The following is a 25,790-nucleotide window of genomic DNA, read 5'->3' as shown; positions in this document are numbered from 1 at the left end:
CCAGCACGAACACCTCAATGCCACGGTGCCATCCTGACCGGACGCCCGGCATCTACCGGATAATAGACCAGTATCCGATAGCCTGATCAACATCGAGGATCGGCGACGCGCTCACCGCACTATGGAGCGGAGCGAAACCGGCGACCTGGAACCGCAACCGCGCCGCCGTCGGCTCCTGGCTCACCTGGTGCGCGGAGAAGCAGGCCTGTCGTTGAGGACGGTGTCATGAGCCGCCATTGAGCGTGAGTCCGCTGGTCAGCGAGTTGGCGTCGGGATGACTATTGCTCGAAGGTGGCCTCGACCACGGCGGTCTGTTCGGCCCGGCCAGCGCGGAAGTAGCGGGCTGAGGTCTCTATCGAAGCGTGGTTGAGCAGGGCTTGGACCTGGGCGACGTCGGCGCCGTTCTGCCGGAGCCGTGTCCCGTAAGTGTGGCGGAGCCTGTGGGGGCGAAGTCCGGGAAACCCGGCGTCCTTGCCGACGGCGAGGACGACTTGGGTGATGCCCGAGGTGGTCAGCCGGCCGCGTTGTCCGGTCCACAGCGGGCCGGGGTGGTTGCCGCGCACGGCGATCCACGCCATGATCCGTTGCCGTGCGACGGCCGGGATCGGGACGTCGTGGACCTCGTCTCCTTTGCCGTGCAGGCGGATGCTGCCGGTGCGTGGGGTGATCGCGACGTCGTCCAGGTCGAGCTGTTCGCATTCCTCGACCCGGGCTCCGGTGTAGAGCAGGACTGCGATGATCGCCGCGTCCCGTTCGCTGCGGCGGAGGGAGGCCCGTTCGACCTTGCCCTGCTCGGCGGGCTCCAGCGCGTCGGGTTCGCCAGGCTTGGGCACCCGGACGCGCTTGACGATGACGCGCAGCTGCGGGCCGTGCTCGTAGAGCAGGGTGACGGCGGCGAGGGCCTGGTTGACCGTGGCCGGGCTGGATTTCTTGCCGCGCAACAGGTGCCGCCGCCACGTGGTGACCGCCGCCTCGGCGCCGACCTGGTCGGCGAAGGCGTCCGGGTGGTCGGCGGCGCGGGCGGTCAACCAGGCGACGTAGGCGACGGCTTGGCGGCGGTAGGCCCGCACGGTGTTGGCTGCGAGTTTGCAGCGGTTGAGGTAGCGCGACAGCGTGGCCAGGGCCTGCTCCGCGGCTTCGGCGACCTCGGTGTGCAGCGGGATGACCTCGGTGGTCACCGGTTGCCGACCGCGCCGGGCGGCGCCGGGTGTGCCAGCGCGGTGATGACGGCGGATCCCGCGTCCCAGGTCTGGTCCATCTGTTCGAGCAGTGCGCCGTTGGTGTCCAGGCGGGTGCCCAGAATCTGCTGCTGCTCGTCGATCGAGGCGTCGGAGATCGCGAGGAACGCGCGGTAGGCGTCGTCGGCCCGTTGTGCCGCGGTGGCGATCGTGTCCGCGTCTCCGGCCTTGCGGGCTCTGGTCAGCTGGCCTTTCGCCGCCGCCCAGCGCTGCCGCGCCGCCTTCTGCTGCTGGAGCAGGTCGGCCTGGCGCCTGTCCGCCACCGTGCGCTCGGCGGCGCTGACCGCGATCATCCGGTTCAGCCGGTCCCGGTGGGCGTCGTGCACCGTGAGCCCTCGCCGGCGGTGGCACCGTCCCGGCGTCAACGTTGGCCGGTCAACTCGACTGTGCGCCGTCGGAACGACAGCACCGTCCGTCCACCAGGCAACACAGTCTCGAGCTGTTGCACGGCGTCCGGCGCGGCGTACCGGCCGGCTCGGATGGTGTCGGTGCGTGGCCGCCTCACGACACGTGGTCGCTGCTGATCGCTTCGGGGCACTGCCCGGGTGAACCGCACGTGGGCGGCAAGATCCGCTCCGCGTGCGCATCGGTATCGGCGGATGCGGATACCGATGCGCGTCTCCGTGGGACGGCGGTTACGTGGCGGTCAGCCAACGGGTCCATGCGTCCGGGTCGGTCCCGACCTCGATCGGAATCCCCAGCTGCGCCAGCGCGCCGGGATAGCGGGACTCGTAGACGGCGTTGACTTTCGTGGCGAATTGCGCCGGCCGCAGCAGCCACGCTGCCGGGAGGCGGTGGCAGTGCAGTGTGGGCTGCGGTCCGTTGTCGGTGAGCTCGCCGTCGATGATCTCGCGGCGGATCAGTCCCGCGACTAGCAGAGTGCGGTCGTGTATCCGTTTCTCGAACGGCTGGTCGCGCTGCGACGTGGTGTCGGGGTCGTCGGTGATCAAGTCGAGCATGTCCCAGGACGGCGCGGTCGCCTCGACTGCCACGGCGGCGGCCAGCCACGGCAGGTTCAGCATCCGCGCGGTGTGGATGCGGTGGTTGCCGTTCTCGCCGACCCGATACAGCGGCCCGGCCCAGGCCGGGGTGCGCAGCAGGGTGATCCGGCGACCGAACAGCTCGTCGATGAAGGCGTCCAGGTCGTTGGTGAGCAGGCCTTGGACGATGTCGAACGGAATATAGGGGCGGTGGTCGCCGAAGTCGCCCCAGCGTCGGTGGTCGGTGCCCACGACCAGGTGCGTGGGTACCCATTGCACGGTAATGGCGAAGCCGTCGTGGTCGTGATTGCGCGGCGAGCCCAGCGGGTTGAGCACACTCTGCTCGTCCAGCTGCGGATCGGTCGTATTGAGTTGGGCGGCCCGTTTGGCCAGGTGGCTCTTGATGTCGTCGGGGTGCTCGCGCAGCACCTCCCGGGCGGACCTGCAGGCGGTGAGGTGCTGCTCGTAGATCGGTCCGCGTCGCTTGAGTAGATCCAGCACCGAGGGGCCTTCCCGAGACCGGTCGGAGTCCGGGCCCGTCCGGGCACATGGCCGGGGTATCTGCGGCGGGTCGAAGTCGATGTGCGGTGGCCGGTCGAGAAAGTACCAGGTCAGAGTGTGTGCGGCGGAGTCCGCGGTGGCCGCGGAGCCCCAGAACTTCCAGGGTGTGGTGCCATCGCCGGTTTGGTCGCTGCTGGTGGCTACGAAGCCGCCGTGCTCGTCGTAGTCGATTGTCCAGGTCGGGGTGTCGGGCGCGGGTTTCGGCCGCATCGGCGCGAGCTCGGCGTCGACGATCTCGGCCCGCCGGAGATCCACCGCCAGGCGCACGGTGTCCAGGTCGTCACCGGTGTGGAGCTCCAGTTCGTCCATCCGGGGTGCGATGCACATCAGGTTGTACGCGCTGTCGATCTGCTCGCGCAGCGCCTTGGCAGCGCCGGTGATGTCTTCGAAATCGAAGAAGGCCTGCTTCTGCTCCAACAGTGCCTCGATCCGGCCGGCGTGCTCGGAGGCATTGGTCAGCGCGCTCCACAGGTATTTCCAATCCGGTCCGGAACCGGTGGCGGTGTGCTCGGCCGGGGTGGTGCTCACGGTGCCCGGGTCGTGCACGCTCTCGCCCAGTTCGAGGCTGATGAGCTCACGCTCCTCTTCGGGCAGGCGGTGGGCGAGCGCCCGGACGAGCGCGGCCAGCGCGCTCACGGCACGGCGGGCCCGCTGGCCCGCTCCGAGTCGGGGGCCTGCCGGTCGTCGATCGGGTCACAGAGCCGGGAGAACAGTCCCATGCTCAGATCGTCACGCAGCGCACGTGTCTCCGCCAGTCCGGCTTGGGTGGGTGTCTCCGGGGCCATGCACTCACCCTGCCATCCAGTTGCCGCGATGCACTCCAACATCGGGGTGTAGTTCCGGCGGCCTCCACCGCGCGGTCCACCCGCGGCGAGGGATCGATGGTTCGACTTGCCGCAGGTTGGCCGGGTTCGCGTACGAACTCACCCGGCCGGCCGGCCCTGCGGTTGCTCGTGCCTCGAATCGCTCTGACAGCGGCTGCCGGAACAGGTGCGTGGTCACCTCAACCCGGCCACCGACCCGAAATCGTCGTGGCTGACACGGCAGGTGCAGAACCTCGCCTCACCGTCGGACCCGTGCGCCAGCGGCATCGCGATCAGCTCTCCGAAATCCTTCGCGACACTGCGGATCGCGCCGACGTCGTTGGTGATCGTCGTTCGCGACCGTGTTCCGGTGGATCATTGCTGGTCTCGCTCGCGCCGCCGATCGGAGCTCGGACAGGCCAGCGCACGAGAAGGCAGCGGGCTGATCCTGGGCTCAGGTGAGGCCGGTACGGGGCTGAGAGTGTACCCGTCGGCGACCTCGATTAGTCCCAGGACTCCTCGCGGCCCAGTAACGGTCCACACAGCGACACAAGCGGGCCCCGAGCGAGACCTCACACAGTCCCGGCCCACGACAGGACCCGGACCGGACCTGAAGAAGACCCGGAAGTGCCAAGGATCGGGCCGGTACAAGCCCCGCGGCGGGACGGCAAATCCGGTTTGTGCTGGCCGGCTGGCGCAGCACGGCACCGACCACATCAGCGTGCGGCCTACCTTCTTCACAGGTCGTCCGCGGCGGCGCCCTGAAAGCCGGCGACAACTGGCCTCCACTGCGCGACCCGGAACGACGTCGTCTGCGCAGGCAGCGCGCCTCCCCGCCCGCCGCAGGACGGCCGAACTGGAGGAGCTGATCCCGGCGCGCGCCGATGAGCGCATGACCCGAGTGGTGAGGATCCTCGACGTGTGCGGCTAGGGTCTCAGTGATGGGAGCCGACTGGGAGAGCATCCTCGACGCAGACGACCTCGCCGAGGCCTGGGACCGGGCCGCAACGGACGTCCTGTACCAGGACCATCCGAGGGCTGCGCCCGGACAGTTTGCCGACCCGGGCGACGAAGAACCGTTCATCCCTGATCGACGAGTCTGAGCCGATTCGCACGACGACGGACGCCTCGGGGGAGTGAGGCTGAGCGGTCGAACCTGTCCGGCCTTGCGTGAACGGGGAACCGGGGCCGGTTAGCGACGAGCTGCGTGGCCCGGGCGTAAGCCCAGGGTCGGAAGGCATGCCTCAAGTAATGCTGGAATCGCATCGTCTCAGTGGTTTTAGTGGTGCGATCGCACTGTCCTCACGTATTCTGTGGCCAAGGCGGCGCACGGATTGCACTGCCGATCCAGGCAGACGCCAGACCGCGGGAGACCCTCCGGGGCCGCGGGACGAGGGACGGACTCGGACGGGGCTCGCCGCGCAGGGCGCGGGTGGAACGAGACAGCTCATCGACGTATGAGAGGTCTTGGATGTCTGTCCTATCGATACTCGCGTGCGCAGCTGACAAGGCTTCTGCGAATAGCGTTGGCCCGAGCCAGATTAGGATCGCCACAGAGATGGAAGCGGAGCTGAACTCCGTCACCCATGGCGACGCCCGCCCCTTCGACCTCGAGCAGCAGCCACGTCCCTGGCTGACGCGGCCGCACTTGACTGACGACGTCATCCGGGTCTCGACGGGGAACGACTTCGTGTGCACGTGGTCGTCCACGATGGATCCCGGCGACCGGGAGGCCGACGGACCGAGATATATGTCGGCGCCGTGCAGGTCCACCGTGGAATTACAGGGCTTCCCCGGCGTATCGAAGGCAAAGAGGTTGCGGCAGGTCCAGTTTCGCGAGGAGTGGCACATTGCCGAAGAGTCTGACCTCAATTCCGAGGAGCTGGCCGAGGGGGAAGTGGAACTGCCGGCGTTTCGGGAGTCAATCGACTGGGACCCGGCCAGGGCTGAGGCGTTGCGCGTGGACGCTCAGCGCTCCGCCAGCGGATCACCGTCACCCCCTGCCGGAACGTCGGCAATTTCGCTATCGGCGGCCTGGTCTGCGAAAGGATGAGATCGACATGAACGTCACTTCACGCGCGCGGCTGAGTTCGGCGGAGCCGAGCGCGAACTGGCCGCCGCTACCGCGCACCGCGCCCGAAGCAACCACAAACTCAAATACGCCAATAGAAACGCCCCTGGGTGGCAAACTGCTCACCGTGCATGAGGTTGCTGCCTACCTCGATATCTCCGTCAACACCCTCCGCAAATGGCGTGCCAAAAACTACGGGCCTGTCGGCCGCCCGATGGGCAAGCACATCCGCTACCTCCCGGAGGACGTCGAGGCCTGGGTGAAAGCACAAGGGGAGGCCTGATGCCCCGGCCGCCGATGCCGCTCGGCACGTGGGGAAAGGTCCGAACCTACGCGCGCAAGACCGGCGGTCACCGGGCAACAGCGTTGTACAAGGACTACGACGGCGTCGCGAGGCCAGTCGAACGGGCAGGTGCCAGCGCAGCGAAGGCGACCAACGCTTTGCTGGAGGCGCTGAGAGACAGGTCTCGCGCCACAGGCGACGCCGAGATCACCGCCGAGACGAAGGTGTCCGTGGTCGCGGAGATGTACTTCGAAGAGCTGGCCAAGTCTGACAAGGCCACGCGGACGAAGCAGGACTACAAGTACTCATGGAACGGCTACTTGAAGCGCCCGCTCGCGAACCTCACGGTCCGGCAAGCCGGAAAGGTTTCGATGGCCAACAGGGTCCTGACTTCCATCCGCGACAAGAACGGGAGCGGCGCCGCGAAAACCGCTCGCTCGGTACTGACGGGCATCTACGCGCTGATGGTTCGGCACGACGCGCTCGAGGACAACCCCGTGCGTGAGATCGAGTCCCTCGGCAAACGGTCCAAGGGAGCGAAACCGCAGGGGCGAATCGACGCGACCAACGTGGGCGGGGTGCTCGGTCTGGTTCGCGCCTCCGAGGCCGCGGCGAAGTGGGACCTTGTCGACATTCTGGAGGTGCTCGCCGGGCTGGGCTGCCGCATCGGGGAGCTGCTGGCGCTCGACTGGGCGACCTCGATCGACTTCGATGATGGCACCATCTACTTCCACGGGACCGTGATCCGGGTCAAGGGCGTTGGCCTGATCGTTCAGCCCTACACCAAGAGCCCGGCTGGCATGCGGCGCATCCGGCCACCCAGCTGGGTCATGGACGTCCTCAAAGGACGTTACGCAACCGCAACCTCGGAGTGGGCCTTCCCCACGTCAATCGGCACACTCCGTGATCCTGACAACACTCGCAGGGACATGCGCAAGGTTATAGCGGGGACCGAGTTCGAGGGGCTGGTCACGCACGACTGGCGGCACTACGTCGCCACCATCTTGGATGATGCAGGACTCACCGCACGGCAGATCGCCGACTACCTGGGGCACGACAAGCCCAGCACTACCCAGGACGTCTACATGAGCCGCGGCACTGTCAGCGGCAAAGCCAGCGCTGCCCTCCATCAGCGCCCGCCGGTGAAACCTATGGGTTAAGTGTGGGAAGCCCCTTGACGAAGGCCCTGGTCACTCCCGTGACCAGGGCCTTTGTGCCCCCGGCAGGACTCGAACCTGCGACCTAGAGATTAGAAGGCTCTTGCTCTATCCAGCTGAGCTACGAGGGCCCGGTCGACGACGGTTGCCGATCTCCAGCATCGGCAGCTTAGTCATCACCATCCTCTCGATCGTTCGACACCGTCGAATCGTTTCAGGTCTTCGGTGACGGATTTGCACGGGTTTCTCGCGGGATCACCCGCGGGGTGAGGTGCCCGGCGCCGGGCACGGGACGGGTGGGGCCGGTGATCACCGACGGTGGGTGGGCGGGATGAGCGCGGACGGTGGAGGTAAGGGCAGTCACCGGCGTCGGCGGGCCATGTCGGTTCGTGGCCGGGACGGCAGTGGTGGGCACGGGCGGCGGCTTCAACGGACGGGGGTCGCGGGTGTGTGGGGCGGCGGCGGTGGGTGCGGCGCGGGGGCGCCTGGGACGGGAGTGGTGGGCACGCGCCACGGGGCGGGCGCACGGGACGGGGCAGATGGGCGAGATGGCAGTGCGGGACGGGGTGGCGTGTGCACGGGACGGGATTGGCGGGACGGGGGTGGCGGGCAGGCGTGCCCGGGGGTGGCGGCGCCAAAGTGTGGGCGGCGGGCGTGTGGACGGCAGTGCAGGACGGGGGCGGCAGGTAGGCGGGCACGTGGGCAGTGCGGGACGGGGTGGCGGGCAGGCGGGATGGGAGCGGCGTGGAAGGCGGGCGGGTGGACAGAGGTGATGGGGAAGGCGGGCAGCTGGGACGGGGGTGATGGGGAAGGCGGGCAGCTGGGACGGAAGTGGCGTGGAAGGCGGGCAGGTGGGCAGGCGGGGCGGGGTCGCGGGTGTGCAGGACGGCAGTGGCGGGATGGGGCGGCGGGTGCGAGGAGGGCGGCGGCGGGGCAAGGGGCGTGCGTAGGTGACGGGAGCGGTGGGCGTACGGCGGCGGTGAGCAGCAGGTTCATGACCTGCAGTGGTGAGCAGCAGGTTCATGGCCTGCGGCGGATGACGCAAGGGCTCCCGGGGCGCCGATGGAGGCAACGGGGGCGGCGCCCCGGGAGGGTGGGGAACCCGTGGACGCACCGGGCGGAAGGTGCGTCCACGGGGCGGGGCCGCTGGGGGAGCGGCCCCTGGGTCCGGCGATCGGCTGCGAGTCGACTCGGCCTGGAGCTAACCGGTTCGGCGGGCCCGGTCGGGGGGCTATTCCCAGATTTTGATGGCGCGGACGACGAACGGGGACTGCGGAACGTAAGTGCCGCCACCCGGATAGGTGTGGAAATCTCCCTCGGTCGAACAGTCTTCGCCTTGGTAGATGGTGACGTCGCGTGTCATGCGGTTCACGAAAGAATGAGACTCGAATCCCTCGGGCAGGGGGATGCAGTCGCTCGGGTTGCTGGTGCGGAGGTCGAAATGCTGGGCGTCGCCGGCGTAGGACTCCTGGGGCCAGACGCAGAATTCGCCGACTGCGCAGGCCGGGTCGGTTTGGGGTGTGCCGGCCGGTGCCGGAGCGGGTGCGCTGACAGGTGCGGTGAATCCCGTTGCGGGAGAGGAAGCGGGGGACGGTGCGGCCTGGGCGATGCCGGAGCCGGCGAGGAGACCAGCCGTGGCCAGGAGGAGGACGCGGGGTAGGCGGGCCGGCAGGTGCGGGCGGCGAGACAACAGCGAAGGCAGAGACGGCAGCGAAGGCAGCGAAGGAGAAGGAGAAGGAGACGGCAGCGAAGGCGGCGCAGGCAATGAGGGCGGCGACAGCAACGAAGGCGAAGGCAACGCGGGCAAAGCCGGGAACGCGGGCACCGGCACTCGGCGGAACATCATGGAACTCCCCCTCTTCGGGCGGCCGGAAAGGGCCGCCGTGGAATGTGTGGTTTCCACGATGGCGGGTAATGGGGGATTTGTCTGCCCGCATTCCTACGTCTGTGGACAAGTAGTTTTCCTTCGCCCGGAAGGGGGCCGCTTGTCCACAGATCGGTGAGCGGTATTGCTAAACGGCCGCGGTGCTGTCTCGCCGGATCAACGAGACGGGTAGCTGGACGGGCGGGGGCGGGGTGCCGCCGTCGAGCAGGTGCAGGACCAGTTCGCCGGCGATGCGGCCCTTGCCGGCCAGGTCTTGGCGGACGGTGGTGAGCGGCGGGTCCGCCCAGGCCGCCTGCGGGATGTCGTCGAAGCCCACCACGGAGACGTCCTCCGGCACGCGCAGCCCCAGCTGGCGGGCCGCGGCGACGGCCGCCAGCGCCAGCTGGTCGGACATGCACAGCAGCGCTGTCGGCCGCGGCGAGCCGCGAAGCAGCGAAGCGGCGCTGGCCGCCGCGTTGTCCGCCGACAGCCACGGCGCCTCCGACACTGCTACGTCCGTCACCCCGGCTTCGGCCAGCGTCTCCAGGTAGCCCGCCAGCCGTTCGCGCGTGCCGCGGAACGAGCTGGCCCGCGCGGACTCCAGGCCCGAGGGGCCGGCGGACGAAAGCCGCGGCGCCGACAGGACGCCGAACCGGCGGTGCCCCAGCTCCAGCAGGTGCCGGGCGGCCAGCGCGGCGCCGCCCCGGTCGTCACAGCCGACGCGCGCCGTGGCCGGCAACAGCGGCTGGTCGATCACCACCAGCGGCAGCCCGCGGTCGTGCACGGGCTCCAGCGCGGGTGTCCCGTCGGCGAGCGAGTACGCCACGGCGATGTCCGCCTGCGCCGCCAGCACCCGTTCGGCGGGCGGCCCGCCTTGCGCTTCGGTGCCGGGCAAGAGCAGCAGGGCGTGCCCGGCCGGGTCGACGGCCTTCGCCAGCGCGTCCAGGGTCACCGACAGCGCCGGGTCCGAGAACGCCGCCGACAGCGAGGAGTCCAGGAGGAAGGCGATCGCGCCGGTCCGGCTCGTGGCGAGGCTGCGCGCGGTCGGGTTCGGCCCGGGGTAGCCCAGGTTCTTGGCCGCGAGCAGCACCTGCTCACGCAGCTGCGCGGACAGCTGGTCGGGCCGGTTGTAGGCGTTGGACACGGTCGCGCGCGACACCCCGACCGCCTCCGCGACGTCGTCCAGCGTCGGCCGCCGTCGCCGGGTGCTCGTCATCGGCGGAGCATAGCGCGACCTGGACTTTCTGAAGCGCTTAAGTCATTCTGGGCCAACGGCTCCCGGCAGAGAGGACGGCGAGATGCGCGACCGGACGGCGGTGTTCGCGGTGTTCGCGCTCAACGGCGCCGCGCTCGGTTCGTGGGCGCCGCGCACCCCCGCGATCGCCGCGCACGTGCACGCCCGGCCCGGGGTCTTCGGGCTCGCGCTGCTCGGTGCCAGCGTCGGAATGCTTTGCGGCGCACCGCTTTCCGGCCGGCTGACCGAACGTTACGGCGCTCGCGCGGCCGTCGCGGGCAGCACGCTGGTCGCCGCCGGGGCACTCGCGCTGGTCGGGTTCTCCCCGTCGGTCGTGCTGCTCGCCGGCGCGCTTTTCGTGCTGGGCGCGGGCGTCGGCGCGCTGGACGTCGCCATGAACATCGCCGGCGTGGCCGTGGAACGCCGCACCGGCAAGGCGGTGATGCCGACGCTGCACGCCGGGTTCAGCTTCGGCGCGCTCGCCGGCTCGCTGCTGGCCGGGCTGGCCGCCGGACACGACTGGTCGCCCGCGCGGCACCTGAGCGTGGCCGCGATCGGGGCGCTGATCGTGCTCGCGGTGGTGCTGAAGGCCGTGCCGGGGGACCGGCCGCCGCGCGAGGCCAAGGCGACGGCGCCGGTGCGGGCCCCGATCCGCCGACCCGCGCTGTGGCTGCTGGCCACCATCGCGCTGTGCTCGGCGATCGCGGAAGGCGCCAGCTCCGACTGGTCCGCCCTGTTGATGGTCACCGCCCACGGTGTCGGGCAGGGCGCGGCCGCGCTGGCGTACTCGGGCTTCTCGCTGGCCATGGCGCTCGCCCGGCTGGGCGGCGCGTGGAGTCAGGAGCGCTTCGGCGCGACGCGTTCTCTCGCGGCCGGAGCCGGCGTTGCCGCTCTCGGTCTTGTCTGCGCCGCGGTCTTCACGCCCGCCGCGTTCGCGTACGTCGGCTTCGCGCTCGCCGGGGCCGGGCTCGCCGCGGCGTTCCCGCTCGCGCTCAGCCTGGCCGGCAGTGCGGGGAAACGGGCCGACGGCGGCGGGGGCGAGCGGGAGCTGGCGTTCGTCTCCACGGTGGCCTACTCCGGCTTCCTGGCCGGTCCGCCGCTGATCGGCGGGATCGCGCAGGCGACGTCGTTCCGCGTCTCGTTCGTGGTGGTCGCCCTGATCGCCGCGCTGATCGTCCCGGCCGCGCTGGCCGCCGTGCGCGCCCGGCGTCACGAAGAGGTCACAGCGTCCGCCTGACCCCGTTGACACCCCACGCCCGCCGGGGCAAGCTGACTTCGCCATAAACTGAAATGAATGCGCGGACAACGCCATTTCAGACTGGTTTGGGGAGGGGACTCGTGTCGGTGGCTATCGCGGCGGCGGCCGTGCTCGTCCTGCTCGGCGGTGCCGCCTGGTTCGCGCTCGGCGTCGGGGAGCGCCGTGGCCGCGCGGCGGAGCGCGAACGCCACCGGCGCGCCGTCCACGACACCGTGCTGCAGGTGATGGAGGCGCTCGCGCTGCCCGCGCCCGCGGACGTCGTCGACCCCGTCGGCAGCCTCGACCGCGTACGCCGGACCGCGCGTGAGCACGCGCTTCGCCTGCGCCTCAGCCTCGACAACCTGAGCAGCCCCGACGATCCCGCAGGTCTCGTACCGCGGCTGCGCGCGTTGACGGCAGAACTCGCGGCGGACGGTCTCGCCGCGGAGGTCGTGGAACTCTCCGCGCTCGGAGATCTGCCCGAAGCGACCGTGGACACGTTGCACGGCGCGGCGCGCGAAGCCCTGCGAAACACGCTGAAGCACTCGGGCACGCGCCGCGCGGTCGTCTCCGTCGAGGCGGGACGCGACGGCGTGAGCGTCACAATTCGGGACCACGGCACAGGTTTCCGCCCGGAGAACCGGCGGCGCGGGTTCGGCATCGAGCACTCGATCGTCGGGCGGCTCACCGAAATAGGCGGCGACGCCACGATCGACTCGGCGCCCGGCGAGGGCACCCGCGTCCGGCTCAGGGCACCACTAGCCCTGCGTCTGCCCGTCGGGTGATTCCCGCCACTGCGCGAACGGCCGGTCCAGCCGCCACTTGCCGCCGTCGGACTCCAGCACGCGGTACTCGCAGGTCCCCGGGTTGGACAGCGACTCGAACAGGTCGATGCTCCAGTCGAACAGCCGGCGGCACAACAGCCGCATCGTGAGCCCGTGGGAGACGATCAGCACAGTCCCGGGGTGATCTTCGCCGCGCCGGGCCAGGTCGGCCAGGAACCCGGCGACACGGTCGTCGACGTCTGCGCCCGATTCGCCGTACGGCAGCCGGTAGAAGAAGTGCCCGAAGTCGTGCCGCCGCTGCCGTTGCACCTCTTGCTCACGGGGGTCCTGGAGGTTGCCCCAGTCCTGTTCGCGCAGCCGCGGCTCCTGGGCCACGCGCTCGCACGCGCCCTCGATTCCCAGCAGCGCGAACGTTTCCCGGGCCCGCAGGTACGGGCTCAGGTAGACGGCCGGGCGGTCGCCGTGCAGCAGTTCACGGATCGCCGGGCCGGTCTCGCGGGCCTGCTCGCGGCCGGCCCCGGTGAGCGGGATGGCATGGTCGGGAATCCGGGTGTAGGCCAGTTCGTCCACGTTCCCGAGCGACTCGGCGTGACGCAGCAGGATGATCCGCACCGCACCCATCATGCCCCCGTTCCGCGGGAAAGCGGCCCGGCCTAGGCTCGTGAGGTGCCCTCGGATGCCGTGACGAAACCGGAAGTGCCTGCCCAGCGCCGGGCGAGCGTGCTGCCGCTGCTGTCGGTCGGGGTGGTTCTCGCCGCCCTCATCGCGGTGGGACTGGTCGCCCTCACCGGCGGGGCCGGCTACCTCATCGCGGGACTGCCCGACCCCGGGCTCGTCACCCGCTACGGCATCACGGTCGTGCGGGTGCTCTCGGAGGCCGCGTCGGTCGTCTGCATCGGGGCGCTGCTGCTCGCCGCGTTCCTGGTGCCCCCGCAGAAGTCCGGCACGCTCGGGCCGGAGGGTTACGCCGCGGTGCGCACCGCGGGCATCGCCGCGTGGGTCTGGTTCGCCGCCGCGCTGCTTTCGGTGGCGTTCACCGCGGCCGACGGCGCGGGCAAGCCGTTCGGGGAAGTCCTTTCGCCCCAGACACTCCTGGACCTGGTCGACGCGATCGAGCAGCCGAAGGCCTGGCTGTGGACGGCGCTGATCGCGGTCCTGCTCGCCCTCGGCTGCCGGCTCGTGCTGACCTGGGGCTGGACGACGGTGCTGTTCTTCGTCGCCGTCGCCGGGCTGATCCCGGTCGCCGTCACCGGCCACTCCGCGAGTGGCGGCTCGCACGACATGGCCACCAACAGCCTGCTGTTCCACCTGGTCGCCGCCTCGCTGTGGGTGGGCGGGCTGGTCGCCCTGCTCGCCCTCGGCTGGCGTCGCGGCAATCACCTGACGATCGCCGCGAAGCGCTTCTCCCGGATGGCGCTGGTGTGCTGGATCGTGATGGCGATCTCCGGCGTGATCAACGCGTTGGTGCGGATCAACCTCGGCGACCTGCTGACCACCGACTACGGCCTGCTCGTCGTCGCGAAGACGGTCGCGCTGCTGCTGCTCGGCGTCTTCGGGCACCAGCAGCGCCGCCGCGGCGTCGCCGGGCTGGTCAACGGCGAGGGCGGCAGCCAGCTGCTGCGGCTCGCCGCGGTCGAGGTGCTGATCATGTTCGTCACGATCGGCCTCGCCTCCGGCCTGGCCCGGACGCCGCCGCCGGCCGACGCGGTGACCACGCCCTCCACCACCGAACTGCTGATCGGCTACAACCTCGACGGCGCCCCGACGTTCTGGCGCCTGCTCACCGACTGGCGGTTCGACCTCGTCTACGGGACCGCCGCGATCGTCATGGCCGGGCTCTACCTGGCCGGTGTGTGGCGGCTGCGGCGACGCGGCGACGCCTGGCCGGTCGGCCGGATCGTCGCGTGGCTGGCGGGCTGCCTGGTGATCCTGCTCGCGACGTCCTCGGGCATCGGCCGCTACGCGCCGGCGATGTTCAGCGTGCACATGGGCAGCCACATGATGCTGTCCATGGTCGCGCCGGTGCTGCTGGTGCTGGGCGGCCCCGTGACGCTCGCGTTGCGGGCGCTGCCGTCCGCGGGCCGTGACGCGCCCCCGGGGCCGCGAGAGTGGCTCCTGGCGGCCGTGCACTCGCCCGTCTCGCGGTTCCTGACGCACCCGATCGTCGCGCTGCTGCTGTTCGTCGGTTCGTTCTACGCGCTGTACTTCTCCGGCCTGTTCGACTCGGCGCTGAACTACCACTGGGCGCACCTGGCGATGAACGCGCACTTCCTGCTCGCCGGCTACGTCTTCTACTGGCCGGTGATCGGCGTCGACCAGGCGCCGCGGCGGATCCCGCCGATCGGGCGGCTCGGCATGATGTTCGCCGCCATGCCGTTCCACGCGTTCTTCGGCGTGATCCTGATGAACATGCAGAACGTGATCGGCCAGCTCTTCTACTCGCAGCTGCGCCTGCCGTGGGTCGGCGACCTGCTCACCGACCAGCGCCTCGGCGGCGGCATCGCGTGGGCGTCGGGCGAGGTGCCCGTGCTGCTGGTGCTGATCGCGCTGCTGGTGCAGTGGGCGCGCGCCGACGAGCGCGAGGCCAAGCGCAAGGACCGGCGCGAGGAGAACACTGGCGGCGAGGAACTCGCGGCGTACAACGCGATGCTGAAGAACCTGGCCGACGGCAAGCGAGTCGAGTGAGACACGCCGGGCGGTGATGCCGTCCGCGTGATCTGGGCGTGACCGTCGGTAGTACCACGGTGACCGCCGTCGAGGCGCGGAACGGGCCACTCTACGATCGCTGGCATGGCCGAGTTCATCTACACCATGAAGAAGGTGCGCAAGACCGTCGGGGACAAGGTCATCCTCGACGACGTCAGCACCGCGTTCTACCCCGGCGCCAAGATCGGCGTGGTGGGGCCGAACGGTGCCGGTAAGTCCACCGTTCTCAAGATCATGGCGGGGATCGAGCAGGCCAGCAACGGCGAAGCGTTCCTCCAGCCGGGCGCCAGCGTCGGCATCCTCATGCAGGAGCCGGAGCTGAACGAGGAGAAGACGGTCCGGCAGAACGTCGAGGAGGGGCTCGGCGACGTCAAGGTCAAGCTCGACCGCTACAACGAGATCGCCGAGCTGATGGCGACCGACTACAGCGACGCGCTGATGGAGGAGATGGGACAGCTCCAGGAGGAGCTGGACCACGCGGACGCCTGGGAGCTCGACTCGACCGTCGAGCAGGCCATGGACGCGCTGCGCTGCCCGCCGGCCGACGACGCGGTCACCCACCTCTCCGGTGGCGAGCGCCGCCGGGTCGCGCTGTGCAAGCTGCTGCTGTCCGCGCCCGACCTGCTGCTGCTCGACGAGCCCACCAACCACCTGGACGCCGAAAGCGTGCTGTGGCTGGAGCAGTTCCTGATGAAGTACGCCGGCGCCGTGCTGGCCGTGACCCACGACCGGTACTTCCTGGACAACGTGGCCGAGTGGATCATGGAGCTCGACCGCGGCCGCGTCGTCGGCTACGAGGGCAACTACTCCACCTACCTGGAGAAGAAGCGCGAGCGCCTCGAAGTCCAGGGCAAGAAGGACGCCAAGCTGGCCAAGCGGCTGCGCAGCGAGCTGGAGTGGGTGCGGTCCAACGCCAAGGCCCGCCAGACCAAGTCCCGCTCGCGGCTCGACCGCTACGAGGAGATGGCGGCGGAGGCCGACAAACACCGCAAGCTCGACTTCGAGGAGATCCAGATCCCGCCGGGCCCGCGGCTGGGCAGCGTGGTGGTCGACGTCGAGAAGCTGCGCAAGGGCTTCGACGGCCGGGTGCTCATCGACGGGCTGTCGTTCGACCTGCCGCGCAACGGCATCGTCGGCGTGATCGGCCCGAACGGCGTCGGCAAGACCACGCTGTTCAAGACCATCGTCGGGCTCGAGGAGCCGGACGCGGGCACGGTCAAGATCGGCGAGACGGTCAAACTGTCCTATGTGGACCAGAACCGCGCCGGGATCGATCCGAAGAAGACGGTCTGGGAGGTGGTTTCGGACAAGCTCGACTACATCCACGTCGGGCAGACCGAAATGCCTTCGCGCGCGTACGTCAGCGCGTTCGGCTTCAAGGGCCCGGACCAGCAGAAGCCGGCGGGCGTGCTCTCCGGTGGCGAGCGCAACCGGCTGAACCTGGCGCTGACGCTCAAGCAGGGCGGGAACCTGATCCTGCTGGACGAGCCGACGAACGACCTGGACGTGGAAACGCTGGGCTCGCTGGAGAACGCGCTCGAGCAGTTCCCCGGCTGCGCCGTGGTGATCTCCCACGACCGGTGGTTCCTCGACCGGGTCGTGACGCACATCCTGGCCTGGGAGGGCACGGACGAGAACCCGGCGTCGTGGTTCTGGTTCGAGGGCAACTTCGAGGGCTACGAGAAGAACAAGATCGAACGCCTCGGCGCCGAGGCCGCGCGCCCGCACCGGGTCACCCACCGCAAGCTGACCCGCGACTAAAGGGGGCGGGGTCCCGCGTGGAAGCCAGCAGGCACAACCGGTCGAGCTCGCCCGCAGTCGTGGGCGGGCGCTCCGCCGTTGCTTCGGGCGGGACCCTTTCCGCGGTCGGGCGGCTGATCGAACGGGCGGACGCCCTGCACCTGCGTGCCCCGGAACTGGCTCTGGTGCTCGGCGAGCGCGCCGCCGCGCTCGCCGAAGCCGCCGGAGCCGACGAGCAGTGGATCCGGGCCGAGAGCCTGGTCGTGTCGGCGCGGGTGCGCATCGGCTCCCGGCCTTCGACGGTCGGCCGCGCGGTCGCGGCCCTGCGCGCGGCCGAGCACGCCGGGTACGGCGACATCGCCGCGCGGCTGCGGATCGACCTCGCGGTGTGCGCGCGCAGCCTCGGCACGCCGTTGACCGGGATCGCCGCGCTGCGCCCGGTTTTGTCGGACCCCGTGGTTTCGCCGGTGCACCGCGCGGAGGCGCTGTGCCACCTGGTGGGCTGCCTGGCGCAGTTCGGCCGCAAGGCGGAGCTGGACCGGGTGCTCGTCGAGGCCGATCGCCTGGTGCAGCACGACGATTCGCTCGACGCCGACACCCGGCTGCTCGTGCGGGCCTTGCTGCGCAACGGAACCGCGGCGCACCGCCGCCGGCACGGCGACCTCACCGCGGCCGCCGACGCCGCCCGCACCGGGCTCGGCTTCCTGGAGAAGATGGACCGCCCCGAGGACGACGGCGGCCTGGTCCGCGTCCGGCTCGTGCTGCAGCTGGTGAGCACGCTGCTGGACCGCGGCGACGCGGAGATGGCGCTGGAGATCGCCCAGCCGACGCTCGCGGAGCCGGTGCGCGCCGCGGGGGTCGCGCCCGCGAGCTGGCTCCGCCTGGCCGTGGCCACCCGGATCCACCTGCCCGCCGGCGCGGGCGAGGCGGCGACGGAACTCGTGCGCGAGGCCGTCGCGAGCACCGAGCGGCACGGCCTGCACGCCGTCACCGCGCGGCTGTGGCTGGAGCTTTCGCAGATCGAGGAACGCTTCGGCCGGGCGGAGGAGGCCATCGCGTGCCTGCACCGTTCGCGCGCGGCGGAGCACCTGCACTCACGTTCGCGGCGACAGGCCTGCGGTCTGCTCGCGGGCGAGTTCGGCGCGGACACCCTGGCGGCCGTCGACCTCGACGACGTGCTGGCCGCCGCGCCGCCGCCGCGCCCGGTGCCGATCGCGGTGGAGCCCTTGCGGGACGACGACACCACGACGTTCATGCGGCCGGCCGAGCTGAACCGCGAGAACCGGTCCCGGCCCGCTCCCGAGCCGGCCGCCGAGACCGCGTACTTCACGGTCGCGGGATCGGTGCCCGAGGCGCCGGTCGCACCGCCGGCGCCCGCGGAGCCGGAGCGCGTGACGCCCTCCTGGTCCTTCGGGCGGACGGGCGGGGAGCGCGAGGTCGAGCAGACCGCGATCATCCCGGTGATCCGCGACCGGCCGGACGCGCCGGTTTCGCCGCGGCGGGCGGAACCCGTCGCGCGGAAGCCGGAGCCGGTCGTCGAGCAGCGTGAGAACACCGCTGTGGCAAGGGAATCGCAGCCGGCAGCGGCGGTGGCCGAGGACCGGGCGCCCGCGTCCGGCGGCAAACGACGCCAGGAGGACGCGGACCGGCGGGCGGCGAACGGCGCCGAGCGGCGGCCGGAAAGCCCGCAGCGGCAAGAGAGCGTGGAACGCGCCGGTGAGACCGGCGGCGGGCGGCGACGTCGGGAAGACGTGGCCGGCCGTCGTGCGGCCGCCGCCAAGCCCGCGGCGTTGCCGGGCTGGGCCAAGCCGTTCCGGCGGCCCGAGGTGGCGGCGGTGCCCGAACCCGTTGAAACGCCGGTGGAAACCGCGGCACCGGCACCCGCCGTCGAGGCCCCGGTCGCCGAAAAGCCCGCCGTCGAAGCACCGGCCCCGCTGCCGGAACGCAAGCCGGAGCCGAAGCGGTTGTCGCTGGCGATGCCGGATCTGTCGGACATCCTGCCGGAGCTGGCGCTGGCCCCGGCGCCCGCCGACGAGACCGCCGCGCCGCTGTGGGAGAGCGACGAATGGGCGCGCGAGGAACGGGCCCGCCGGGAAGCGCAGAGCGGGCGAAAGACCCGGCACGACTCCGAGCACGGGTCGGTCGCCGCGCGGTCGGTGCTCGACCGGCTCGGCATCTCCGGCGGGGGCGGCTCCGGTGGCGGCGGCCGTCGCCGGGCGGACGAGTCCGGGCCGCGGGAAGAGACCGAGCGAACGGCCGAACCCGTTTCCGAGACCCAGCCGGCCGCGGCCGCGCCGCCGGTCGAGGCCGACCCGCCGTGGAAGCGCGACCTCGCGCCGCCGCCCCGGCCCGAGCTGACCGAAGAAGAAGCCGCCGCGGAGCCGTGGCTGCCGCGGCTGCGGATGCCGCCTTCGCTCGACCCGCTCGAGGATTTCGACAGCTGGACGCCGACGTCGCAGCCGTTCCCGGAGAGCTACGCGCGGGCGATCGCTGAAGACGAGCCGCCGCCGGACGCGGGGCTCGCCGAGCTGCTGGCGCGGGCGCTGGCCGAGCATCAGGCCGGCACGGCCAGCGCGGCGGCGCTGGTGAAGAAGCTGGGCTCGCGTGACGAGCACGGGCAGCAGCGGCCGATGAACGGCCACTCGGCCGGGCGGGACGGGAAGCGGAACGGGTCCGTCGACTGACGTCCGGCCGCGCCCGTCCAGGCGAATTCGGTGTGGCAATCCTCGCAGTGCGGGGAGGCAACCTTTTGCGGTTTCGGTTACCGGTCCACCCAGTCCGGTTCTGACTGAACCGATCACGAAGGCGCCTTGCCGCCGGCGGCGGAGAGCGGGCACCGGATGTGCCAAGGGGTTCGCGGCGTGAACGGGTGTCACGGACTCGCCGGTAGCTTGACCGATCAGGCGTTATCCCCAGCCAGGGCAAGGACAAACCGAAGTGTGGACAACTCGCCAGTCTTGGTGAAGCGGCCGAACGCGGCGGATTAGGGTGGGGTGGTCCGGCACGATGTGGTGACGGACTGGTCTCGATCTCGCGCAGTCTTGATCTCGTACAGTGGAGAGTTGCCTCAAATGAGCTCGACGGGAGTCTCGTCCCAGCCCGGAATCGAAGTCGGTCACGGGTCCGGCGGCCAGCGCCGCTCTACCAGCCCCGAGCAGAGCCGCGACGAGCTGATCGCCGCCGCTGCCGCGTTGGCGCCGGAGATCGGTGACCTGATCCGGCTTTACTACCGGCACATCCCGCCGGAGGAGATCGTCGGCGACGATCCGGTCGCGCTGGTCGGCGCGGTGCGCTCGCACCTTCAGCTCGCGAAGCAGCGCATCCCGGGGCGGCCCGCCGTGCGGCTGCTCAACCCGTCCACGGCCGAGGACGGCTGGACGCGCGAGGCGACCGTGGTCCAGGTGGTCACGGACGACATGCCCTACCTCGTCGACAGCATCGCCGCCGAGTTCGCGCGCGACGGCGTGCAGGTGCACCGCATCGTGCACCCGATCGTCGTGGTCAGCCGCGACCTCACCGGCGAGCTGATCGGCCTGCACCCGGACGCCGACCCGGCCGACCCGCCCGCGATGTCGGCGGCCGAGTCGTGGATGTACATCGAGATCGACCTGGTCACCGACCCGAACCGGGCGCGTGAGCTGGACAACCGGCTGGCCTCGGTGCTGGGTGACGTCCGCGAGGTCGTCGAAGACGCCGACAAGATGGCCCAGACCGCTTGCGCGCTGGCTGAATCCCTTGAGCAGGCGCCGCCGAAGCTGCCCGCGGACGAGGTCGAAGAGGGCTCCCGGCTGCTGCGCTGGCTCGCCGACGGCCACTTCACGTTCATCGGCTACCGCCGTTACGAGCTGGTGGAAAACCCGAGCCAGGACACCGACGAGCCCGCCCTGCGTGCCGTGCTGGCCTCGGGCCTCGGCGTGCTGCGCCAGGACAGCCTCGCCGCGCGCGGCCTCACCGCGGGCCCGGACAGCTCGGTGAACGCCCTCGCGCCGTCGCTGCTGGTGCTGACCCAGGCCAGCGCGCCCTCGACGGTGTACCGGCCGGTGTACCCGTACTACGTCGGCGTGAAGACGTTCGACGAGCAGGGCAACGTGACCGGTGAGCACCGGTTCCTCGGCATGTTCACCACCACCGCGCTGCACGAGAACGTGCTCGACATCCCGGTCGTGTCCAAGCGCGTGCGCGCGGCGATCCACCGCGCCGGCTTCCCGATGGAGTCCTTCTCCGGCCAGCGCATGCTGGAGGTGCTGCAGAACTGGCCGCGCGCGGACCTGTTCTCCGCGGACACCGATTCGCTGTACGCGACCACCACGGGCGCGATCACGCTTTCCGACCGCCGCCGGCTGCGGCTGTTCCTGCGCCGCGACCCGTACGGCCGCTTCTACTCCTGCCTGGTCTACCTGCCGCTCGACCGCTACACCACGCGCTCGCGGCTGGCGATGCAGGAGGTGCTGCTCGAAGAGCTCGAAGGCACCCAGCTCGAGTACAGCGCCCGCATCGGCGAGACGGTGCTGGCGCAGGTGCACTTCATCGTGCACACCGACCCGGCGCACCAGGTCGACCCGGACACCACGCGGATCCAGGAGCGGCTGAACTCCGTGGTCCGCGGCTGGGACGACCGGATGGTCGAGGCGATCCTGGCCGAGCGGCGCGAGCGCGCGGGCGACGGCCAGCCGATCGGCATGATGGGCGAGGAGTCCGCGGTCGACCAGGGACAGCGGTTCGCCGCGGTGTTCCCGGAGGGCTACAAGGAGGACTTCACCGCCGCGGAGGCGCTGGCCGACCTGCGCCGCCTCGACCAGCTGAACGACGAAGGCGACCTCGCGCTGTCGTTCTACCTGCCGGCCGAAGCCGAACCGGGTGAGCGCCGCTTCAAGCTCTACCTGCGCGGCGAGGGCGTCACGCTCTCGAAGGTGCTGCCGGTCCTGCAGACGATGGGCGTCGAGGTCGTCGACGAGCGCCCGTACGAGCTGTTCCGTGAGGACGGCGGCGCCAGCTGGATCTACGACTTCGGCCTGCGCATCGAGCCGAAGGCGCTCGACGAGTCGAACGACGCGGCCGTTTCCGAGCTGCGCGAGCGGTTCCAGGACGCCTTCCACGCGTCGTGGCAGGGCGACGCCGAGGTGGACGGCTTCAACGGGCTGGTGCTGCGCGCCGGGCTCACCTGGCGGCAGGCCGCCGTGCTGCGGGCCTACTCGCGGTACCTGCAGCAGGCGCGGAGCCCGTTTTCCCAGTCCTACATCCAGAACACCGTGCTCAAGCACACCGAGGTGGCCACCCGGCTGCTGCGCCTGTTCGAGGCGCGCTGCGACCCGCAACTGTCCGATGTGGACCGTGCGACGCGCGAAGAGGTGCTGGTCGGCGAGATCACCTCGATGATCGACGAGGTGACCAGCCTCGACGAGGACCGCATCCTGCGCCGGCTGATGGCGGTCATCAACGCGACGCTGCGCACGAACTACCACGTGACCGACGCCGACGGCGGCCCGCGGTCGTACCTCGCGATCAAGCTCGACCCGAGCGGCGTGCCGGAGCTGCCGGAGCCGCGGCCGAAGTTCGAGATCTTCGTGTACTCGCCGCGGGTCGAGGGTGTGCACCTGCGCTTCGGCGAGGTCGCGCGCGGCGGGCTGCGCTGGTCCGACCGTCGCGAGGACTTCCGCACGGAGGTGCTCGGCCTGGTCAAGGCGCAGGCGGTGAAGAACGCCGTGATCGTGCCGGTGGGCGCGAAGGGCGGCTTCGTGGTCAAGCGGCCGCCGGCGGCGACCGGTGACGCGGGCCTGGACCGCGACGCGCAGCTGGCCGAGGGCATCGCCTGCTACCGGATGTTCATCTCCGGCCTGCTCGATCTGACCGACAACCGGGTCGAGGGCCGCGAGGTCCCGGCGCCGGACGTGGTGCGCCACGACGCGGACGACAGCTATCTGGTGGTGGCCGCGGACAAGGGCACCGCGAAGTTCTCCGACATCGCGAACGAGGTGTCCGCGCAGTACGGCTTCTGGCTGGGCGACGCGTTCGCCTCCGGCGGCTCGGTCGGCTACGACCACAAGGCCATGGGCATCACCGCCAAGGGCGCGTGGGAGAGCGTGAAGCGGCACTTCCGCGAGCTGGGCAAGGACACCCAGACCGAGGACTTCACCGTGGTCGGCATCGGCGACATGATGGGTGACGTCTTCGGCAACGGGATGCTGCTCTCGGAGCACATCCGCCTGGTGGCCGCGTTCAACCACATGCACGTGTTCCTGGACCCGGAACCGGACGCGGCTTCGTCGTTCGCCGAGCGGCGCCGGCTGTTCGACCTGCCGCGCAGCTCGTGGGACGACTACGACCGCTCGCTGATCAGCGAGGGCGGCGGCATCTACCCGCGCTCGGCCAAGACGATCCCGGTCAGCCCGCAGGTGCGCGCCGCGCTGGGGCTCGGCGAGGACGTCACCGCGATGGCCCCGATGGACCTGATGCAGGCGATCCTGCTGGCCCCGGTCGAGCTGCTCTGGAACGGCGGCATCGGCACGTACGTCAAGGCGGAGTCCGAGTCGCAGGCGGCGGCCGGCGACAAGGCCAACGACGCCCTGCGCGTGGACGGCAACCAGTTGCGCGCCAAGGTGGTCGGCGAAGGCGGCAACCTCGGCCTCACCCAGCTGGGCCGGATCGAGTTCGCCCGCTCCGGCGGCAAGATCAACACCGACGCGCTCGACAACTCCGCCGGCGTCGACTGCTCCGACCACGAGGTCAACATCAAGATCCTGCTCGACCACCTGGTCGCCACCGGCGGCCTGGAGCAGGCGCAGCGCAACGAGCTGCTGGAGGAGATGACCGACGAGGTCTCCGACCTGGTGCTGGCCGACAACTACCGGCAGAACGCGGTGCTCGGCGTCAGCCGCGCGCACGCCGGGCCGATGGTTTCGGTGCACGCGCGGCAGGTCGCGTCGCTCGTCGCGGCCGGCGCGTTCGACCGGAAGCTCGAGGCGCTGCCCAGCAATTCGGAGTTCCGCGCGCTGGACAAGGCGGGCGAGGGGCTCAGCTCGCCGGAGCTGGCGACGTTGCTGGCGCACGTGAAGCTGGACCTGAAGGACGAGCTGCTGGCCAGCGAGCTGCCCGATTCCGAGGTGTTCGCGCGCCGGCTGCCGGAGTACTTCCCGAAGCCGCTGCGCGAGCGGTTCACCGAAGCCATCGGCCAGCACCCGTTGCGCCGCCAGATCATCACCACGCTGGTGACCAACGAGCTGGTCGACGGCGGCGGCATCTCGTTCGTCTTCCGCCTGATGGAGGAGATGAACGCGACGGCCACCGACGCGGTGCGCGCGTACGCCGTGGTCACGCACGTTTACGACCTGCCGAAGCTGTGGGCCGAGATCGACGCGCTGGACAACGTGGTGTCCACCGAGGTGGCCGACCGCATGGTGCTGGAGACGCGCCGGCTGCTCGACCGGGCCGCGCGCTGGTTCCTGACCAACCGGCCGCAGCCGCTCGCGCCGCTGGCCGAGATCAACCGGTTCGGCCCGGTGCTCGGCGAGCTGGTCCCGCGGCTGGGCGACCTGCTGCGCGGTCGCGAGCGCGAGTCCGTGGAGGCGGGCGCCGCCGGCCTGGTGGAGGAGGGCGTGCCGGCCGACCTGGCCCGGCGGATCGCGTTGCTGCTGCACAGCTACGGCCTGCTCGACGTCGTCGAGGTCGCCGAGCTGGCCGAGCAGCAGGTGGGCCTGGACGTGCTGCACCGGCCGGCCGACACCGCGGACCTGTACTACGCGCTGTCCGACCACCTGGCCATCGACAAGATGCTCACCGAGATCAGCGCGCTGGAGCGCGGCAACCGGTGGCACGCCCTCGCGCGGCTCTCACTGCGTGACGACGTGTACGGCTCGCTGCGCGCCATCACGCTCGATGCTTTGCGCCACAGCGACGAGGACCTTCCGACCGACGACAAGATCGCCCAGTGGGAGAAGGCCAACGCTTCGCGGCTGTCGCGGGCGCGCGTGGCCCTCGACGACATCACCCGGTCCGGGCGGCTGGACCTCGCGACCCTGTCGGTGGCGGCCCGGCAGATCCGGAGCACGGTGCGGTGACCTATGTTTCACAGGTCCGGCCGCGCTGGTCGGACATGGACGTGTACGGGCACGTCAACCACGCCAACCTGGTGACGCTGCTCGAAGAGGCGCGGATCCCGGTGCTGTTCGGCGAGGCGGTGAAGGCCGGCCTCACCGAGCTGCCCAAGGGCGTGGTCGTGGTCAAGCTGGCCGTGCACTACCGGACGCCGATCGTCGTCGCGCCGGACACCCCGGTGCGCGTGGAGATCACGCTCACCGAGATGCGGGCGGCCAGCATCACGCTGGCCTACCGCGTGCACACGGGACCGGCCGAGTCAGACCCGGTGGCCGTCACCGCCGAGACGGTGCTGGCCCCGTACGACACCACCAAGCTGCGGCCACGCCGGCTGACAGCACCGGAAACCGAGTTCCTGAAGCGAGTGTTCGCCGATGCCTGAGCTGCGCATCCCCGACGCGGGCGACCGCGACACGCTCGGCGCGTTCGTCGCGCGGGCCGTGCGCCTCGACGGGCAGACGTCCGTGCGGCTGCGCCAGCGCGAAGACGGCGTCGTCGAGGCCTGGACGGCCACCCCGTTCGAGGTCCTCGCCACCCGCGCGGTGGCGGGGACCATCACGCCGTCCGACATCACGGTGTCGGGCAACGAGCTGCTCGCCGCGCTGACCGTGGTGGGCGGCCCGGTGATGGACCCCGGCCCGGCGCGCGACCTGATGTGGCACGCCGAGCTGCCCGCGTCCGGGCGGTGGCAGCTGGTGGACGAGCTGCCGGTCGCCGTCGTCTCGGAGCTGGCCGACCGCGGGGTCACGCTGGCCCGCGACAACGCCGGCCCGCACGGCACCCCGCCGGCTTCGCTGATGGACCAGGCGGTGCTGACGGTGACCGGCGGCGAGCTGGAGGTGAAGGTCCAGCTGAGGTGCCTGTTCGCGTTGTCCGGTATGGGTTTCCTGGACTCCACGATCGCCGGGGACGTGGTGCGGGTGACGGCCACCGACTCGTGGCTGCGCCTCGACGCGCGGTACGGGGCGGTGCTGAAACGGCGTCACGCGCTGCTGCCGCTGCTGTTCTGAAGTCCTTGCGGTTTTCTTTCGTGCCATGGC

The 25,790-nt window shown here is 70.8% G+C and carries 19 protein-coding genes and 1 tRNA gene; 12 read left to right on the top strand and 8 right to left on the bottom strand.

The window, feature by feature from the left end; translation table 11 throughout:
* Positions 1–278: 278 nt before the first annotated feature.
* From BMY97_RS23635 to BMY97_RS47165, 4 genes are all read right to left on the bottom strand, one after another.
* Positions 279–1,178 (bottom strand): tyrosine-type recombinase/integrase, encoded by a 900-nt coding sequence (locus BMY97_RS23635; protein ID WP_177231514.1) that lies wholly within the window; start codon positions 1,176–1,178, stop codon positions 279–281.
* Entirely contained in the window at positions 1,175–1,564 is a 390-nt protein-coding gene (locus tag BMY97_RS47170; RefSeq protein ID WP_177231513.1) for a hypothetical protein, read from the bottom strand. The genes BMY97_RS23635 and BMY97_RS47170 overlap by 4 nt, the downstream gene beginning before the upstream one ends.
* A 309-nt stretch (positions 1,565–1,873) precedes the next feature.
* On the bottom strand, positions 1,874–3,196 hold the full coding sequence (locus BMY97_RS23630) for a hypothetical protein (RefSeq protein ID WP_143086261.1): 1,323 nt from the start codon (positions 3,194–3,196) through the stop codon (positions 1,874–1,876).
* A 215-nt stretch (positions 3,197–3,411) separates the two neighbouring features.
* On the bottom strand, positions 3,412–3,564 hold the full coding sequence (locus BMY97_RS47165) for a hypothetical protein (RefSeq protein ID WP_177231512.1): 153 nt from the start codon (positions 3,562–3,564) through the stop codon (positions 3,412–3,414).
* A 959-nt stretch (positions 3,565–4,523) separates the two neighbouring features.
* Here BMY97_RS47165 and BMY97_RS47160 point away from each other — a divergent pair.
* The 4 genes from BMY97_RS47160 to BMY97_RS23610 all read left to right on the top strand — a co-directional run bounded on the left by BMY97_RS47160 (position 4,524) and on the right by BMY97_RS23610 (position 7,096).
* Positions 4,524–4,685: a hypothetical protein gene (locus BMY97_RS47160; RefSeq protein WP_177231511.1), complete on the top strand. Its 162-nt coding sequence runs from the start codon at positions 4,524–4,526 to the stop codon at positions 4,683–4,685.
* 455 nt (positions 4,686–5,140) lie between these two features.
* Entirely contained in the window at positions 5,141–5,635 is a 495-nt protein-coding gene (locus BMY97_RS23620) for a hypothetical protein (RefSeq protein WP_143086260.1), read from the top strand.
* 7 nt (positions 5,636–5,642) lie between these two features.
* On the top strand, positions 5,643–5,936 hold the full coding sequence (locus BMY97_RS49370) for a helix-turn-helix domain-containing protein (protein ID WP_342744049.1): 294 nt from the start codon (positions 5,643–5,645) through the stop codon (positions 5,934–5,936).
* A complete protein-coding gene (locus BMY97_RS23610; RefSeq protein ID WP_177231510.1) occupies positions 5,936–7,096 on the top strand; it encodes a site-specific integrase in 1,161 nt (386 codons plus the stop codon). Before BMY97_RS49370 ends, BMY97_RS23610 begins: the two co-directional genes overlap by 1 nt.
* A 54-nt stretch (positions 7,097–7,150) precedes the next feature.
* On the opposite strand, the gene BMY97_RS23605 is transcribed toward BMY97_RS23610, so the two are convergent.
* From BMY97_RS23605 to BMY97_RS23595, 3 genes are all read right to left on the bottom strand, one after another.
* Positions 7,151–7,224: transfer RNA gene (locus BMY97_RS23605), tRNA-Arg, on the bottom strand.
* A gap of 1,100 nt (positions 7,225–8,324) precedes the next feature.
* Positions 8,325–8,786, bottom strand: coding sequence for a peptidase inhibitor family I36 protein (locus tag BMY97_RS23600; RefSeq protein WP_245787459.1), 462 nt, complete (start codon positions 8,784–8,786; stop codon positions 8,325–8,327).
* A 319-nt stretch (positions 8,787–9,105) separates the two neighbouring features.
* Complete coding sequence (locus tag BMY97_RS23595; RefSeq protein ID WP_091619727.1) at positions 9,106–10,173, bottom strand: LacI family DNA-binding transcriptional regulator; 1,068 nt, start codon at positions 10,171–10,173, stop codon at positions 9,106–9,108.
* An 82-nt stretch (positions 10,174–10,255) separates the two neighbouring features.
* Between BMY97_RS23595 and BMY97_RS23590 the strand changes: the two genes are divergently transcribed.
* Positions 10,256–11,428, top strand: coding sequence for an MFS transporter (locus BMY97_RS23590; RefSeq protein ID WP_091619724.1), 1,173 nt, complete (start codon positions 10,256–10,258; stop codon positions 11,426–11,428).
* A 101-nt stretch (positions 11,429–11,529) separates the two neighbouring features.
* Entirely contained in the window at positions 11,530–12,213 is a 684-nt protein-coding gene (locus BMY97_RS23585) for a sensor histidine kinase (protein WP_245787449.1), read from the top strand.
* Here BMY97_RS23585 and BMY97_RS23580 read toward each other — a convergent pair.
* Positions 12,187–12,825 carry a histidine phosphatase family protein gene (locus BMY97_RS23580; RefSeq protein WP_091619868.1) on the bottom strand — a complete coding sequence of 213 codons (639 nt, stop codon included), beginning with the start codon at positions 12,823–12,825 and terminating at the stop codon, positions 12,187–12,189. The genes BMY97_RS23585 and BMY97_RS23580 overlap by 27 nt on opposite strands.
* 54 nt (positions 12,826–12,879) lie before the next feature.
* Here BMY97_RS23580 and BMY97_RS23575 point away from each other — a divergent pair, with 54 nt between their 5' ends.
* The 6 genes from BMY97_RS23575 (at position 12,880) to BMY97_RS23550 (ending at position 25,760) form a co-directional block, all read left to right on the top strand.
* Entirely contained in the window at positions 12,880–14,898 is a 2,019-nt protein-coding gene (locus BMY97_RS23575) for a bifunctional copper resistance protein CopD/cytochrome c oxidase assembly protein (protein WP_177231509.1), read from the top strand.
* Between the two features lie 105 nt (positions 14,899–15,003).
* Positions 15,004–16,680, top strand: coding sequence for an energy-dependent translational throttle protein EttA (gene ettA, locus BMY97_RS23570; RefSeq protein ID WP_091619713.1), 1,677 nt, complete (start codon positions 15,004–15,006; stop codon positions 16,678–16,680).
* A 17-nt stretch (positions 16,681–16,697) separates the two neighbouring features.
* A complete protein-coding gene (locus BMY97_RS23565) occupies positions 16,698–19,343 on the top strand; it encodes an FUSC family protein (RefSeq protein ID WP_091619710.1) in 2,646 nt (881 codons plus the stop codon).
* A 387-nt stretch (positions 19,344–19,730) separates the two neighbouring features.
* Positions 19,731–24,713, top strand: coding sequence for an NAD-glutamate dehydrogenase (locus BMY97_RS23560; RefSeq protein ID WP_091619707.1), 4,983 nt, complete (start codon positions 19,731–19,733; stop codon positions 24,711–24,713).
* Positions 24,710–25,132: an acyl-CoA thioesterase gene (locus tag BMY97_RS23555; RefSeq protein WP_091619705.1), complete on the top strand. Its 423-nt coding sequence runs from the start codon at positions 24,710–24,712 to the stop codon at positions 25,130–25,132. The genes BMY97_RS23560 and BMY97_RS23555 overlap by 4 nt, the downstream gene beginning before the upstream one ends.
* Positions 25,125–25,760 carry a DUF8010 domain-containing protein gene (locus BMY97_RS23550; RefSeq protein WP_091619702.1) on the top strand — a complete coding sequence of 212 codons (636 nt, stop codon included), beginning with the start codon at positions 25,125–25,127 and terminating at the stop codon, positions 25,758–25,760. Before BMY97_RS23555 ends, BMY97_RS23550 begins: the two co-directional genes overlap by 8 nt.
* Positions 25,761–25,790 lie beyond the last annotated feature (30 nt).

The sequence above is a fragment of the Amycolatopsis saalfeldensis genome (assembly GCF_900110575.1).
GTDB classification, from domain to species: domain Bacteria; phylum Actinomycetota; class Actinomycetes; order Mycobacteriales; family Pseudonocardiaceae; genus Amycolatopsis; species Amycolatopsis saalfeldensis.
The sequence above is the reverse complement of the archived record's forward strand: the minus strand, read 5'-3'. Positions and strand labels throughout refer to the sequence as shown.